Annotated in this window: 17 protein-coding genes; 1 reads left to right on the top strand and 16 read right to left on the bottom strand. The window is 36.2% G+C overall.

Annotated features, from left to right (window positions below; translation table 11 throughout):
- Positions 1-13: 13 nt before the first annotated feature.
- From ATZ35_RS10240 to ATZ35_RS10175, 14 genes are all read right to left on the bottom strand, one after another.
- Complete coding sequence (locus ATZ35_RS10240) at positions 14-1,381, bottom strand: T7SS effector LXG polymorphic toxin (RefSeq protein ID WP_244148147.1); 1,368 nt, start codon at positions 1,379-1,381, stop codon at positions 14-16.
- Positions 1,368-1,739 (bottom strand): hypothetical protein, encoded by a 372-nt coding sequence (locus ATZ35_RS10235; protein ID WP_208927155.1) that lies wholly within the window; start codon positions 1,737-1,739, stop codon positions 1,368-1,370. Before ATZ35_RS10235 ends, ATZ35_RS10240 begins: the two co-directional genes overlap by 14 nt.
- Positions 1,740-1,994, bottom strand: a complete 255-nt coding sequence (locus tag ATZ35_RS10230) for a DUF3130 domain-containing protein (protein WP_208927154.1) — start codon at positions 1,992-1,994, stop codon at positions 1,740-1,742.
- Between the two features lie 188 nt (positions 1,995-2,182).
- Complete coding sequence (locus ATZ35_RS10225; RefSeq protein WP_208927153.1) at positions 2,183-3,697, bottom strand: HEAT repeat domain-containing protein; 1,515 nt, start codon at positions 3,695-3,697, stop codon at positions 2,183-2,185.
- Between the two features lie 490 nt (positions 3,698-4,187).
- Positions 4,188-4,436, bottom strand: coding sequence for a helix-turn-helix transcriptional regulator (locus tag ATZ35_RS10220; RefSeq protein WP_208927152.1), 249 nt, complete (start codon positions 4,434-4,436; stop codon positions 4,188-4,190).
- 484 nt (positions 4,437-4,920) lie between these two features.
- Positions 4,921-5,277, bottom strand: a complete 357-nt coding sequence (locus ATZ35_RS10215; protein ID WP_208927151.1) for a DUF2200 domain-containing protein — start codon at positions 5,275-5,277, stop codon at positions 4,921-4,923.
- Positions 5,278-5,350: 73 nt separating this feature from the next.
- Positions 5,351-5,608 (bottom strand): hypothetical protein, encoded by a 258-nt coding sequence (locus ATZ35_RS10210; protein ID WP_208927150.1) that lies wholly within the window; start codon positions 5,606-5,608, stop codon positions 5,351-5,353.
- Positions 5,609-5,634: 26 nt separating this feature from the next.
- Positions 5,635-5,925 (bottom strand): DUF3784 domain-containing protein, encoded by a 291-nt coding sequence (locus ATZ35_RS10205; RefSeq protein ID WP_208927149.1) that lies wholly within the window; start codon positions 5,923-5,925, stop codon positions 5,635-5,637.
- A gap of 119 nt (positions 5,926-6,044) precedes the next feature.
- Positions 6,045-7,214 (bottom strand): amidohydrolase, encoded by a 1,170-nt coding sequence (locus ATZ35_RS10200; protein WP_208927148.1) that lies wholly within the window; start codon positions 7,212-7,214, stop codon positions 6,045-6,047.
- Between the two features lie 56 nt (positions 7,215-7,270).
- Positions 7,271-8,470, bottom strand: coding sequence for an MFS transporter (locus tag ATZ35_RS10195; protein WP_208927147.1), 1,200 nt, complete (start codon positions 8,468-8,470; stop codon positions 7,271-7,273).
- 442 nt (positions 8,471-8,912) lie between these two features.
- Positions 8,913-9,149: a hypothetical protein gene (locus ATZ35_RS10190; protein WP_208927146.1), complete on the bottom strand. Its 237-nt coding sequence runs from the start codon at positions 9,147-9,149 to the stop codon at positions 8,913-8,915.
- Positions 9,150-9,199: 50 nt separating this feature from the next.
- On the bottom strand, positions 9,200-9,511 hold the full coding sequence (locus ATZ35_RS10185) for a hypothetical protein (RefSeq protein ID WP_208927145.1): 312 nt from the start codon (positions 9,509-9,511) through the stop codon (positions 9,200-9,202).
- A 64-nt stretch (positions 9,512-9,575) separates the two neighbouring features.
- Positions 9,576-10,004 carry a GNAT family N-acetyltransferase gene (locus ATZ35_RS10180; protein ID WP_208927144.1) on the bottom strand — a complete coding sequence of 143 codons (429 nt, stop codon included), beginning with the start codon at positions 10,002-10,004 and terminating at the stop codon, positions 9,576-9,578.
- 21 nt (positions 10,005-10,025) lie between these two features.
- Positions 10,026-10,967 (bottom strand): helix-turn-helix transcriptional regulator, encoded by a 942-nt coding sequence (locus tag ATZ35_RS10175; RefSeq protein WP_208927143.1) that lies wholly within the window; start codon positions 10,965-10,967, stop codon positions 10,026-10,028.
- Between the two features lie 67 nt (positions 10,968-11,034).
- On the opposite strand from ATZ35_RS10175, the gene ATZ35_RS10170 reads away from it, so the two are divergent.
- The gene (locus tag ATZ35_RS10170) at positions 11,035-13,260 is read left to right on the top strand and encodes an ATP-binding cassette domain-containing protein (protein WP_208927142.1); all 2,226 of its coding nucleotides are present in this window, start codon (positions 11,035-11,037) and stop codon (positions 13,258-13,260) included.
- An 87-nt stretch (positions 13,261-13,347) separates the two neighbouring features.
- On the opposite strand, the gene ATZ35_RS10165 is transcribed toward ATZ35_RS10170, so the two are convergent.
- Both ATZ35_RS10165 and ATZ35_RS10160 read right to left on the bottom strand, forming a co-directional pair.
- Complete coding sequence (locus ATZ35_RS10165) at positions 13,348-13,620, bottom strand: SHOCT domain-containing protein (RefSeq protein WP_208927141.1); 273 nt, start codon at positions 13,618-13,620, stop codon at positions 13,348-13,350.
- A gap of 81 nt (positions 13,621-13,701) precedes the next feature.
- On the bottom strand, positions 13,702-14,748 hold the full coding sequence (locus ATZ35_RS10160) for a hypothetical protein (RefSeq protein ID WP_208927140.1): 1,047 nt from the start codon (positions 14,746-14,748) through the stop codon (positions 13,702-13,704).
- Position 14,749 lies beyond the last annotated feature (1 nt).

The raw sequence follows: 14,749 nt of genomic DNA, 5'->3' as shown, positions 1-14,749 counted from the left end.
AATTATTTTCTCCCTACTTAGTGAAATTGAAATGAACAATCTTATTTGTCTCTAAATCTACAACCAGTTCCCAGACTCCTTGCCCTCGACCATTTACTGAACCGGGAACATCCCAACGCAATCCATTCGGTAAGGAGACATCTTTAACTGGTACTCCAGAATCCATAATTTCTTGAATCAGCATGTTTGTTCCTTTTGAATCTACATATGGGCGAGATAGCTCTCCAGCGTTAACTCCTCTTTTTATGATATCTCTGGCATGATTACCAACTGTTTCAGTCATAGTCAAATCAGATGCGTTTGGTATTTTTATTTTTTGCCCTTTCTCCACTATCTTAACCCGTTCACCAGATTTTTCCAAATCCCTTAACATTTCCAACTCTTTGGCAGTCAATTTCACACCATCTAACAAATGATCCCCTTTTTTCATCAACTTCGCCGCTTTAATAACATCCTTCACCTTATCAACCGGCGTAACTGCCAAAATAAGAAAAATACTCGACTTCACTTTTTGCCCAGTACTTGATCCATCATCCAGCAAAACTTCCACATCATCTAAATTAAGCAACATCTTGATTGTCTCAGGCCCAAGCTTCATCAGCATTTCCCAATCTTGTTTCCCCAACAACTTATTATAATCAAGCGTTCGTCCTTCATCCAGTTTTCCATTTTTATAAATCGCAAACTGTTTGCCATCATGATCTTCATGAATCACAACGATCTCATAACAGTCCTCTTTATTCTTCTCATTAAATGCTTGAATATTTTTAAACCAGTCTTGGTCTTTCCATGAAATTTTCTTATACCCATTGACACCGCCAATAAAATTTCCTGCGTTTCCCAGCACTGCTAAACCTTGTTCAATCGAAGAAATCACGGTTTGAACCTCTGAAAAATCACTTCCGTGTGTGGCTTCAAAGGTTTGATACTTTTCTAAAATCTCAATTTCTTTTGCTTTTCCTAGCATGCTTCGTTCCATGAAAAACTTGTTGATAAACGGGACATTTTCAAAGGCTTTCGCAGCGGCTTCCATTAAAATATCATTCTCAGCTTGTAGGCTTCTTAATTCTGATTTTAATCGTTCTAAATGATCTGTATCCAACTGATTTTCAGCTGCACCGACTTCAGATGTAAAAGCCGAGACATATTCAGTTGTTGCATCATCCACTTCATAGAGTGCATTAAAGATCGCATCTGACACCGTTGTATAACCGTCAAAATAATCTCTTGAAGAATCCCAGCCTGTCCCAGATAATTCTTTCGCTCCTTTAAATTGTTGCTGAGCTTGATTGAATGATTTAAATTGGCTGACGATTTTTAAGCGTTGTGTTGTGATTTCACTTGATAATTCAGCCCATTCGCTATAATCAATTTTCGGCATCTTGTTCCTCCTCTTCTTTTCGTTGAAGGAGGACGAGTTCTTCTTGCAACTGCTCTTGTTTTCTTTGTTCTGATTTGCTTAGTATATGTAACTCCTCTTGTCCTTCCTCGAAATGGCGCATGATTGAATGCTGTTCTTGTTCTAAATCCTCTAAATCGATCGTTGCAGAACGTTCTGCATGGGTTCCTTTGCTGTAATAGAGAGTTTCATTTAAGACTTCTCTTTGTCGTTGATGTAAACGAGCAATATCCTGTATAAGATGTGTTGCTTCATTTTCTTTCTTTTTCAAGTCTCTCACACGATCTTCTACTTCATCTGCCTGCCACCGCAATTTTCTTTTCTTGTCCTCAATCATCATCTAACCTTTTCCTCTTTCTGCTTTTTCAATCGCTTGATGGATCGTCATCAGTTTTTGCACATCACTAGACGCATAGCTTTCAAAGTTACTGATACTTGAAGATAACGAGGTTAAACTACTTTTTAATCCAGAAGCGACAGAACTTTGAGAGAAGGAAAAGGACTTTTTGGATGAAAAAGAAACATCTGATAAACTGCTAGTAAATTGATTTGTAAGGTCACTCACGACGCTTTGATCTGTGCTGATTTCGGTCATTTTAAAACTCCTTTTAACTTTTAGTTATATAATGTAATCTTATAATTAACTAAATAGATAAAAAAGAGCGAAATAATACTATTATAGTAAAATTCCGCTCTTTTTTATAATATTATTTATCAATAATAATGAAAAACATGTTAATAAACGAGTCAATTGAGATCTCTTTCTTTAATTACTCAATCTATTTACTTAGCTCCCAAAACTTGCCGCAACACATCCAAAACACTTGCCGAATATCCCTCATAATTCTTATTCATCAAATAAGCAAGCTCCACCTTATCCTTCAAACTAAACCTAAAAAAGAACCGCCGATTCCAGCTAAGTATCCATCCAGCAAGCTGTAGTTCAATCTTATCTTTCACTGACTGATCTGAAGCATACACATACAATGAAACCAAATCATAAAAGTAATCCTTACGACTTTCCTCCCCAAGAATTTTGATAATGCTTAGTTGAGAACGTGATTCTTTTTTCTCTTTAAATAGAGGGATCAACCACTCTTTGATACTCAATGAATAATGTTTGATCAACTGAGCTATCGCTTTATTTCTCACATCCCTTGACGGATCTGACAAACAGTCCATATAAACTGGCAGTTGTTCATCAAGAGGTAAACAGTCTATCCAATTCAATACGGATACTCTGATTTTCTTTTTTCTTGAGTTGATCAGTGGTAACATTCGTTCTTGGTCTCTCTGATCTTGCAAAATTGCTAAACCATGAATCGCATTGATTGGATTATCCTTTAAATGCTGGAGATAGTATTCTCTGCAGTCAATTTCAGGGAAATGTTTTTTCACATAATCAAGCGCCAAATAGTTGATTGCAACGGTTTGATCCAATAATTTGGGAATCATTCGCTCCTCTTTCATTCGGTTATTATAACACCATTCACATGCTAGTTTTCGAATAATCATTTGCGGATGACTTAATAAATGAGCAAGATACTTATTTTCCCACTGATCTTCTTTTAGTATTTCATTAAATGTCCATCTTAGAATCATTCTGTCTTTTTTACCCAGACCATTTTTTATTCCCTGCGCTCTATGTTGTTCTTTGAGTTGAAAACTTAACTCAAATCCATATCTTGAAATATAGATATCTTTGCTTTCTTGAGCTTTTTCCAACAAACTAAACCGATTTAATAAGTTGGTATTTAATCGATCGTACACGTCTAAATTTTCTTTTTGCTCTAACTCTTTTAAACGTTTGATTAAAGGGAAAGAAAAAAGAATCGTTGCTTCATTTTCCTGCATAAATCTATTGTTGATTGCTTGTTCTGCGCGTTTTCTTACATTTTCAACGTGGTCATTTAATGTAAGGAGTAAGAAGGGGAGTGTATTTTCAAAAGATTCCATACTCAGTTTTTTCAATGCACATTCTCTGACATAGCCATTTGGATGACAAACTAGCCACGACCAAAATGAAGCAGAATTGATACTAGAAAGACTAGTCACTATTGATTCATTAATATCAAACCAATTCCAGTCACTTGGCCCATATGAAAAAGCACGTAATTCCTTAAACGTATTAAAAAAAGCTTTAGGCGTTTGCTCTTCCAGAAGCTGACTTAGATACTTTGTATAGGTGAGCCGATTTTCTTGATTGAATATGATTTTTTTATAGCAGTACTTGATTGCTGCGGCCGTATTCTTAATTTCTGATTGTTCCATTTGTAATACCAACAACGTTTGATTCATTTTATTTCCTCACTTATTTCTATTTATGAACTATCATTTTATTCCTTGCTACCATTTTAACATAAGATATTTCCTCGTTATGATCAGCTCATTAAACAATGAACTTCTAAAGCGGAAATCAGAATCTTTAATTGAAATGATCAATGATTTCATAATTCCAAGTGTTGAATCTATCTATACTTATAATGAATTAAATACAACTATTTTTTATACATCGAACAGCTTTTAGGGTGGAAACCATTCTATACCGATTTAGACTCGATCATTGCTAGCGCTTGGCAATGGCACGCGACACATTCGAATGGATATTAAATAACATACTAAATTGTTTTAAACTAAAAAGATCTGAATGTAAGATTTTTCAACCTTACATCCAGACTTTTTTTAAGTTTATTTATAAATTTCTCGTCTATGGCCAACTGCTAAAGCTAAGAAGACGATCAAGATAGGATCCTCCTCACTTTGATGTGGGTTAATTGCAACATAACCCCTAATTGTTCAACCTTTTGTCATCCCTCTTGATTTCATCACTAACCATCAAATCATTTCCTTTTAAAATTTCATCTAATGAAAAGTCAAAAAAGAAACTCAGTTCAATCAGGGTATCAATATTAGGATATGATTTTTCATTTTCCCAACGTGAAACGGTTTGCCTTGTTACATGGAACTTAGTTGCTACTTCTTGCTGTGTTAATTTCTTTTGTTCTCTGCGGATTTTTAACAATTTTCCAATCTCCATAATATGTCACCCTACCTTCAAAACGTTTTTTATATGTCAAACTTTCTCATGATTTCACATAAAAAACTACGTAACAAATGTCCTTGATTCTATCCCTCTCATTTCCTTTGTTGAGGAACTTCCTTGATCAAAGAAGTGATTTCCTCGAAAATTATAAAAAATGTATTTCTTCATGGCCCAACCTCCAGTTTGTGTTATCTTAAATATCACATATTAGGACAGAATTAAAAAGCAATTTTGGTGTTACATCGTGCCATATTCATGATTTTATGAATCTTTTTCATTATTATTTGTTGTTTTTTTCACACTTATCTAACTCTTATAATAGGATAGAAAGATTGATTACAATCATCTGTTTTCTGCAGGTCTCTTTTTAGTTTGCTAATGGTTAAAATAAAAAGCAGCTCTATCGCTTCAGACTAGATGACTACTAGTAAGCACGCTGATATAGCTGTTCTTATTTTTTATATTCTATTATGATCGATTATTTTCTCAATATCTTTTCCATTGCTTTGCCTTTCGCTAGTTCGTCGATCAATTTATCCATATAGCGAATTTTCTGCATTAGTTCATCTTCTATCTCTTCTACGCGGTAGCCACAAATGACGCCCTTGATCAATGAGACATTAGGATTTAGTTCTGGTGCTTGTGAAAAAAATGTTTGTAAATCTACTTTATCCTCAATTTGTTTCTGTAATCCCGCTTCGTCATACCCTGTCAGCCAACAAATAACTTCATCAGCTTCGGCCTTTGTCCGACCCTTTTTTTCAACTTTTTGAATATACAACGGGTAGATCCTTGCAAACGACATTGCAAATACTCTTTGATTTTTTGCGTCCATTTTTATTCCACCTTTTAGTATCAATTTTAATTGTTGTATACTATTATAGCCTGATTTTATTCATTATTACATTTTACTGTTTTAACTTCGTCTCTTTTAGATTATTCAGCACTATGGCAAGCCGATTGATTGGTTGCTTTTCAGCTTGTGTGAGCACAGATGTAATTTGTTTGATTCCCATTGTTTTCTCTAGTTTTATTTTTTGATCTAGAGAAAGCGTCTTTACTGGTTTCTTTTTTTGAGCAATCGGACTATTTTGCTTGTTTTTATTTTTATCTATTATTAATAGTAGAAAAAAGAATAAGAGAATTGCCAGAATAATAATAAACATACCTTTTCAGCTCCTTATTTACGCCTTCATTGTTTGAATCTTGGCGAAGTATTGATATAAGCGATCATCATGCCAACAAGTACAATGATCACAACTACTGCCATTAACTGTATTTCTGGAAATAAGCTTATTAGGCCTATTAAAGCTGCGGAAATAAACAAAATTCCACCCATTGCTTTGCCTAACGCTTTTCCATTTAATGTTGCTTTTTCTTGCTTTGATGCCGTATTATAACCAGCAATCAACCATAACCATTTTCCTCGCCACAGCTGAATTCCACAAAGAATAAAAATCAGGATCATAATCAACTCTACCATTCTTTTCACCTGCCCTTTTTCTTCCTCTTGTCTTCTATTTTGCCAAATTGTCTAAGTGAATACTAGCTTTTTTATACTAAAAAGAACCTTAACGATCACGCTAAAGTCCTTTTTATCTTTTACCCCTGTCCTAAAATATCCAAAATAATCTGCGTATGCATCCCCGCACCAACTGGGAAACAGTCTTCCATGATTTTAAATTTTGGATGATGATTCATATAGCCGCAGCCCTCTGCTGCTGTGCCACCACCTAAAATAAAGAATGAACCGGGTCTCACATCAGTGTAAGCAGAGAAATCTTCACCGCCCATCATTTTAGGCGCTTCAAACATTCGTTCTTTGCCCACAACTTTTTCAGCTGCAGCCATCACAATATCCGTTGCGTCACTATCATTATTGACCTCACTATAACCAAGTAAATAATCTAGATCATAGGTCGCATCATACATCTTACAAATACCATCAATGATTCCTTCGATCCGTTTTTGGATAAACGCACGTACTTCTTTATTGTTCGTCCGAACTGTTCCTTGGATTTTAGCTGTATCAGGGATAACATTCGCTGTTTTCCCAGCATTGAATTCGCCAATTGAAATAACGGCATTGTCAAAAGGACTAATATTTCTAGAAACAATGTTATTCAAATTAGTGATGATCTCTACACCGATCATGATAGGATCAACAGATAAATCAGGTGTTGATCCATGTGAACCTTTTCCTTGGATTTTCAAAGTAAAGACATCAGAAGCCGCACTAGCAGGACCTTTTCTAGTTCCCACCATCCCAACTGGAATATTCGGCGCAATATGCAAACCAAAAACCTGATCTACATCATCCATCACGCCTGCTTCAACCAATAACTTGGCCCCACCCGGCGGTTCTTCTTCGGCTGGTTGGAAAATAAATTTTACAGTACCAGCGATTTTATCTTGCATACCAGTCAACGTTTTGATGGCACCTAACAACATCGCAGTATGTGTATCATGACCACACGCATGCATCACACCAGGATTTTCAGAAGGAAAGTCAACATCTGCTTCTTCTACGATCGGTAATGCGTCAATATCTGCTCTTAAAGCAATCGTTTTCCCTGGTTTATTTCCTTTTAAAATAGCAATTACACTATTTTCAGTCAATGAACTGACTTCTAGGTTTGGAAAATCAGCAAGAACTTTTTTGATATATTTAGCTGTTTCTACTTCATGAAATGATAATTCTGGATGTCGATGCAAGTGTCTTCTCCATTTGACCATATCTGTCTGTGGCATTTTTTCTTGAATAGTTGTCATTTAACATTCCTCCATTTTCCCTCAATCAATTATTTATATTGCTTATTCTATTTTTCTTATTTTTGCTTAATAAACATAATCGTCACAGCAGTCAGTAACCCAACAACTAAAAAGAAAATAAAGGTCGAAATATATTGTCCATTTGACAGTTCAACTAATTTTCCGATAAGCGTTGGTGAAACAAATCCCCCCAGAATTCCTCCTGTAGCCAGTGTTCCATAACTTGGTGCAAACTTGGCACCCTCAAAAATTCGTAATGGAATACTCATCATCGTAACAAATGAAATAATCAAAAAGAAGTTCGCCAGCCCCATCACGATCGATAGTAAAACAAGATTAGCAATATAATAAGAACCAAATGCGCTAAGCGCACCTAAAATAGCTGTAATAGCCACAATTGCTTTTTCTTTATGTTGGAAAAACCGTCCTACAACATAGCTACCACCAATCGAACCAATCAGCATAAATAAGCCACCTACACTACTGATCACAGCAGCACCATTCAAGTCTAGTCCTCGTTCACCAGTCAGGAAACTTGGTACCCAGCTGGACAGTCCATACAATAGACAATTGATGAAGAATGAACTTAAAAACAAAATCCAAACCCGGATATCTGACCAAATCACCAAAATCGAGATTTTATCCGTTCTTGTTGCAACGGCATCCGCCTGCTCTTTACTTTTTTCATTTCTAGGAATAGCAATAATTAAGAAAATAGCAATCGCAACTGCTAAAGCAGTTAAAATCAGATACGCATTTTTCCAACCTGCATTGGTAATGATTGGTGACAGTGCCAATGGTCCGATAAATCCTGCTACTCCAGAGGATGAGAGTAAAATCCCTTGAGCAAATGTTCGTTTTTCAGGTGAAAAATTCATTGTGACTTCTTTGCTTGCTGAAGAAGCATAACCTGAATGGGCCAATAAACCAGTTAAAAAGCGCAACGACATAAACATGATCAATGAAGTACCAAAACCAAATAAAAACGAAAACAAGCCCATTCCTAACACAGAACCAATCAAGACCACCCGTGAACCAACTTTATTGATCACTAACCCCATTGGAATCTGCATGATGGCATACCCTAAGAAAAAGGCACTCATGATCATTCCTTTTGCTGCTGGTTCTAAGCCAAATTCAGTTGAAATTGGAATCAGTGAATAGCCCACTGAAAGCTTATCAATGTACACCATGGTATAACCCAAAAATAATGCAACTAACAATAACCCAGTTTTCTTTGTCTCTTTTTTTTCCATAAATCCTCCTTATTTTAAAAGCTGAATGAGCTAGATAATTCATAGTAACAACATTCCGCTTTGCTACACCTTGTACTTTTCAACATCAGTTCATTTTATTCACTGTGTTTCAAAGCAAAAGCTGAATGGGCTGTTTAGCATCAACTAAAAATAGGAAAATTTGACTGTGACGCTTTTTGGGACATTCTATTTTTATCTTTTTTCCAAAAGGCTAGCCCGTGGAGATGGATAACACAGTAATAACCTTCCGCTCCATCGCATAAATAAATACCATTAGTTTAGTATAATATATTATCCCTAAAAAAAGAAGAGTAAAATGAGAAATCGATGAACAAAAGATTAGCTAGAAAACACTCAGAATCAGGTAAATCTAATAAAAAAACACCGATCAATAAAAACTATCGGTGCCAAGCTATATAAGAATTCGCTCTTGTTACTAAAGTTACTGTACCCAGAAACTTAGAAATAGAAATAAGCCTCCTAAAGTGAGTAACGTAAAAAAACCAAAAATATTATGCATGTTGATCCCAATTCCATATCCAACACGTTTAGGAATAAAATATTGAGACTCAGAAAAATATTTCCCATTCTCTCGTTTTGATTTAATGATAGAGGGAATAGATAAAATCGGATAAGCAAGTAAAATCAAAGCTACAAAACTATTTAATGTTTGATCCAAAAGAACCACCTTCTTTCAAGCATACTCCGCACTCCCCTTGCTTCCACACTTTAGTACCAAATAGACAAAATAATGAAAATAGCATAAATAATAATAAAAGCTACCGCCACACAAATAACAAAAAACCAGTCCACATTTCTAATAGAGTCCATACCACGTTGTCTCTGTTTCCCCGCTCTTTTATCTTCACAACGGTTAGCATAAGTGGACTCAATCAGAGAAAAAGCAATGTAAGCAAAAACAAAATACATCAAAGCTGGAGGAGTACGATCTAGTGAACAAACTAAATATAAATACAGCGCAAAAAAAGTAATATAGGTTAGTAGATGCTTTGACAATAACGTGCGTACAAACTTTTTCATAGCTATCCCTCTTTCTCCTTTGTAGTTATTATATCAACAAAAGTGAATAAAGTATCTTTTTTCTTTATTCCGTAAGTCCCTTCTCCTTCATCACATCTGCTTTCACAAACTTCAACATCGCCGTTTTACCTAAACGAAAATCAAATTTCTGATAAAAAGCCTCTTTTCCTGGTGAAGCATACAACATCACATTCAACTGCTCCATTCCTTCCAACAGATTCTCCATAATCAGCCAACCAAGCCCAGTTCCTTGGTAATCTGGATCAATCGCCACATCATAGACAGCCGCCTGGTAACAACCATCTGATAAAACACGTCCGCACCCAATCAATTGAGTCTGATCTTTTGTAAAAATCTGAACAATTTTATAACTATTTTCAAACGCTTTTTGATGTAACTCAGGTGTGTACGTACCCATACCACATTTCTTTAACAGTTGTTGAATCTCCAAACCTTGAATTTCTTTTTTAGCCGTGCTTACGTTGTATTCCATATTTTCCCCTTTTCTCCTTTTTTATGAATAAATGTTTCTTAACGCATTTACTTTCGCCTCTAATAGGCTTACTAACTCTTTTGGTGCAGTAACCGTTGCTTCTTTCCCTAAGACTAGAAAAAAATCAGCTGTATAGGGAATATCTGTCTTATCAATCATTAGTGACAGTTTAGCCTTTCCTTTTTTATTTCTCTGAACTCCTTTATATAAGTAACGATTTTCTAAGCATTGCATTACACCAGCCTCCGTTAAATCGGCCACTAGTTCTAATGGCACTTGTGGCTTGTACTCATTTTCCCGTTGTTGAAATGGAATCGAAGTGGTAAAGGTTTTATTGGTCACACTTAGCGTTTGGATTCGATCGATGCGAAAATGCCGTGCTTCGTTCACTTCTTGATCTAATGCAAATAAATACCAAAAGCCATTGCTAGTATATAAGCCAATGGGTTCCAAGCTTTTTTGTGAAACTTGTTTAATGGACTGATAACGAACAATCAACACCTTATGATCTAAGCAAGCTGTCATCAACTGATTCAGAAATGGCGCTGAAACAGCCTGCTTCGGGACAGAAATCTGAAAATGATCCGATAACTGAAATAACTTTCGCTTCACCTCTTTCGGTACAACTTCCAAAAGTTTTTCTTTAGCGGTGATCGTGTTGACCTTGAATGGAAAATCTTCGTAATCAGTAAGTGACTGAATCGCAAAATACAGTGAAAATAATTCCGCTTCAGTAAATAAGACTGGCGGCAAAATCTGATTAGGCAAAACACTAAAACCACCGTTACGACCTTTTTTCGACTCAACATACAAACCTAAATCAGCTAAATCTGAGATATAACGATAAACACTACGGATCGATAGTTGAAATTCATCTGACAATTCTTGTGCCGTAAATACTTGCTTGTTTTGAACATACCAAAGCATATCGTAAAGGAGCTTTTCTTTTTTGACTTTCCTCACTTCTTTCTATAAACTGACAAACCTTGTCATATTTAATCGTTATACTTAGGATAAAGGAGGAATGATCATGAGTCAAATCAAAATTCGCGGCGCACGTACAAGAAATTTAAAAAATATGGATGTCACCATCGAAAAACACAAAATCAATGCTTTTGTTGGTGTTTCAGGATCGGGGAAGTCTTCATTGGTTTTTAACACGATTGCGGCCGAAGCACAACGTCAGATGAATGCAACCTATCCGAGCTATATCCGCAATCGGATGCCTCATATGGAACCCGCGATCGTCGATTCAATTGAGAATATCTCACCTGCTGTAATCATCAATCAAAAAGCTTTAGGTGATAATATTCGCTCAACTGTCGGAACAGCCACGGACATTAATCCAACCTTACGTTTACTGTTCTCTCGGTTTGGCCAGCCCTTTGTTGGCTATTCAGATTTATTTTCCTTCAATAGTCCTACTGGTATGTGTAAAACCTGTGAGGGTTTAGGGATTGCTACTGAATTTATTTTAGAGGAACTACTTGATTGTGAGCGGTCGTTAAATCAGGGAGCCATTTGTTTTCCAACCTTTGAACCAGGTAGTTATCGTTGGAAACGTTATGTAGATTCAGGTTTATTCGATAATGACAAACCATTGAAAGAGTATACTCAAACAGAAATGAACCTGTTATTATATTCGGAAGAAATCAAGCCGCCAACCCCAAATGTGGGTTGGTACAAATCGGCGACCTATGCAGGTCTGATTCCTAGAATCACTCAGACCTTTATTCAAAATCCCTCAAAGAGCTATCGACGTTATTTACCTGACATTCGACGTATCACAAAACAAGAAAAATGTCCTGTTTGCCAAGGCTATCGTTTAAACAAACAGGCACTATCGTGCAAAATCAAAGGAAAACATATTGGTCAATGTTTAGAGATGCAATTAGATGAGTTAAGCGATTTTTTGCGTAGTTTATCTCAAGAGGGTGTTCAACAAATGTTGGACAACATCTTACAACAGCTGGATCATTTTTGTCAGGTAGGACTAGAATATCTTAGTTTGGCTCGAGAAACAGGAACGCTGTCTGGTGGTGAATCACAACGAATCAAACTGATTCGTTCAATTGGAAGCAGCCTAGCAGATTTGATGTATATTTTTGATGAACCTAGTGTTGGGCTCCATCCACAAGATATTCAAGCGATTGGACAGCTGCTTTGCGCCATTCAAGAAAAGGGCAACACAGTCTTATTGATCGATCATGATCCAGCTATTATCCAATTAGCAGATACTGTTTTTGAATTAGGTCCTAAAGCTGGTATCTATGGCGGTGAGCTAGTCAGTGTTGGCAGTTTTGAAGAATGGACTAGGCGGCAGGCTTCACAAGAACCTTTAACTAGAGAGTGTCAGGACACCTCAGCTAATAGCTTTTTTTCAGTGGAGAATATTTCAAAAAATAACGTTAAATATTTATCTGTTCAACTTCCCAAACAACGATTGATTGCGATTACTGGTGTGGCAGGATCTGGAAAAAGTTCCTTTGCAAAAGCTCTACAAGAACAATACGGTGAAGAGATTTTTTATGTTTCACAAAAAAATCTACGTACAAGTCGTCGTTCAACCGTCCTCTCTTCAATCAGTCTTTTTGACGAGATTCGTCAGTTATATAGTAACAAAAATCACGTTACTGCTAGTTATTTTAGCTTCAATGGCAAAGGTGCTTGCCCTGTATGTAAAGGGAAAGGCTTTATTGAAACTGAACTGGCTTTTCTTGATCCGATTCGTAGTATTTGTGAAGCGTGTCATGGAAACAAATACCGTAAAGACGTTCTGCAATACACCTACAATGGAAAAAACATTGTAGAATTACTTGAGCTCTCCGTTGCAGACAGTTGTCATTTCTTTTCAACACAACAAAAAATTGCCAAACGGCTGTTTTGGCTCAATAAAATTGGCTTGGGCTATCTCACATTGGGGCAAACATTAAACACTCTTTCTGGTGGAGAATTACAACGTTTAAAATTAGCTAGTAATCTTGATTGCCAAGATAAATTGATTATTTTAGACGAACCAACTACTGGATTAAGTTCCCAAGATATTCAATCATTGTTACGCGTGTTTGATGATTTACTTAGAAAGAATAATACACTTTTAGTGATTGAACACAATCTAGATTTGATACGCCTAGCGGACTGGATGATTGAATTTGGCCCTGGTTCTGGTAAAAAAGGTGGGCAAGTGATTTTTGAAGGAATCCCGCTTGACGCGATAAATGATCCTAAATCAGTTACAGGTAGATTTTTACCATAAAAAACGGGGATGAGCCAAAAGTAAACATCACTTTTGGCTCATCCCCTAAGTGCGAATAAATGCTTCGTTCTCACACTCGGTTTTTAGTTACTTTTTCAACACTTCTTTTTTATGCAGATATTCTTCTTCAGTAAGATTTCCTTTCGCAAATTCTTCGTCTAAAACGTCAAAAGCAGATGAATGTGTTGGTTGATACGGTGAATGGCTTGTTTCTCTTTGTTGATTCGTTCTATTTTTTAGAATATAAATAGCACCAATAATGACGACAGCAATTAAAATCCACCAAAGAATGCCCATGCCAAACATTCCTCCTCTCATCATACCTCGACCGCCACTTAAAACATTTGAACAATAACCCATATATAATCGCTCCTAACCTATTTTTATTTAGTATAAAATAGAAATATGTCAAAAGTGTGTCGAACGATTCTTTTAGAAATGCTATAAGCTAATATGCTTGATCAATTTTTGGTAAGAAGCATACGAAGGATACTTTGTCAGTTCGCTATTTTCAATCGTCAAGGCCTGTTGGTCAACGATTGCCTTAGTCAATCCATCTGAAAATGCCACAAATTCGTTATTCGTTGCTTCATTGTATTCTAAAGAATAGTATTTTGACTGACGATAATATTTTTTTAGCTGATCTGCAACAATTTTCTCAGGTTGATCTGCAAAGTATTCATCATAACGAGCACTATCGATTTTGCCATCCGTCACAGTCAATTGCAGTCTACCGATCAATCCATCACCAAAATCTTCAGCATAGCCAATATATTTTGTTTTAGATGGTTGCTTGATCTCATCTGATAATTCTGCTGCAATCGCCATCAAGCCTTCTCTGGCTGTTGTGGAAGAACCTTTTACTGTTTCAAAATTTCCTGTAATACGATTTTCTTCCCGCATTTGCTTTTCGACAAAGGTGATACCATTGACCACTGTTACTAAAGTTGTATCGGTTCTTGGATTTTGTGCTTGGAAAAAAGCATAGTCTGAAAGACGTTTATTAGCCCCAGCATATTTTGAAGCATAGTAGTTTTCAGCGCCGTATTCATTAAATTCAACATTGATGATCTTATTTGTATCATCCGTTACGATTTCAACGATTCCATGATTCCCTACATCAAAATAGCCATCATTAGTAAAATAATTTCCTTCAAGTAATCCTAAAGGTGGTTGATTCGACCAGAACATTTTTTTGAGCTTTTCTTCGTAAGTATAAAGGGGTTTTGGATTGGAGCCAAATGTTGTTTGGGTAGCACCAGTAACGACATCATAGTTGTATGATGTGTTCTCAAATGTTAGCTCGTTCTCCTTATTTGCTTCTGCTGCTTCACTTGAGGCAACAGATTCAGTTGAAGAACTATTGAAAATTGCCGGTCTTGTTGCTAGACTTGATTGTTCTGTGGCGTTTCTTTGATCTGGTTTGCATCCAACAAGTCCGATAACGCTGCCTAGGAAAAGAACAGCCAGCAGATAACTTTTTTTCATA

Source organism: Enterococcus rotai (genome assembly GCF_001465345.1).
Taxonomy (GTDB): Bacteria; Bacillota; Bacilli; order Lactobacillales; family Enterococcaceae; genus Enterococcus_L; species Enterococcus_L rotai.
This window is presented reverse-complemented; position numbering and strand designations above follow the sequence as displayed.

Bases quoted from the DNA above. Each gene is read 5' to 3' on its own strand.
- ATZ35_RS10235 (WP_208927155.1), bottom strand. From the start codon at position 1,739: ATGATGATTGAGGACAAGAAAAGAAAATTGCGGTGGCAGGCAGATGAA.
- ATZ35_RS10215 (WP_208927151.1), bottom strand. From the start codon at position 5,277: ATGGACGCAAAAAATCAAAGAGTATTTGCAATGTCGTTTGCAAGGATC.
- ATZ35_RS10225 (WP_208927153.1), bottom strand. From the start codon at position 3,697: ATGAATCAAACGTTGTTGGTATTACAAATGGAACAATCAGAAATTAAG.
- ATZ35_RS10160 (WP_208927140.1), bottom strand. From the start codon at position 14,748: ATGAAAAAAAGTTATCTGCTGGCTGTTCTTTTCCTAGGCAGCGTTATC.
- ATZ35_RS10195 (WP_208927147.1), bottom strand. From the start codon at position 8,470: ATGGAAAAAAAAGAGACAAAGAAAACTGGGTTATTGTTAGTTGCATTA.
- ATZ35_RS10240 (WP_244148147.1), bottom strand. From the start codon at position 1,381: ATGCCGAAAATTGATTATAGCGAATGGGCTGAATTATCAAGTGAAATC.
- ATZ35_RS10230 (WP_208927154.1), bottom strand. From the start codon at position 1,994: ATGACCGAAATCAGCACAGATCAAAGCGTCGTGAGTGACCTTACAAAT.
- ATZ35_RS10180 (WP_208927144.1), bottom strand. From the start codon at position 10,004: ATGGAATACAACGTAAGCACGGCTAAAAAAGAAATTCAAGGTTTGGAG.
- ATZ35_RS10200 (WP_208927148.1), bottom strand. From the start codon at position 7,214: ATGACAACTATTCAAGAAAAAATGCCACAGACAGATATGGTCAAATGG.
- ATZ35_RS10220 (WP_208927152.1), bottom strand. From the start codon at position 4,436: ATGGAGATTGGAAAATTGTTAAAAATCCGCAGAGAACAAAAGAAATTA.
- ATZ35_RS10170 (WP_208927142.1), top strand. From the start codon at position 11,035: ATGAGTCAAATCAAAATTCGCGGCGCACGTACAAGAAATTTAAAAAAT.
- ATZ35_RS10165 (WP_208927141.1), bottom strand. From the start codon at position 13,620: ATGGGTTATTGTTCAAATGTTTTAAGTGGCGGTCGAGGTATGATGAGA.
- ATZ35_RS10210 (WP_208927150.1), bottom strand. From the start codon at position 5,608: ATGTTTATTATTATTCTGGCAATTCTCTTATTCTTTTTTCTACTATTA.
- ATZ35_RS10205 (WP_208927149.1), bottom strand. From the start codon at position 5,925: ATGGTAGAGTTGATTATGATCCTGATTTTTATTCTTTGTGGAATTCAG.
- ATZ35_RS10185 (WP_208927145.1), bottom strand. From the start codon at position 9,511: ATGAAAAAGTTTGTACGCACGTTATTGTCAAAGCATCTACTAACCTAT.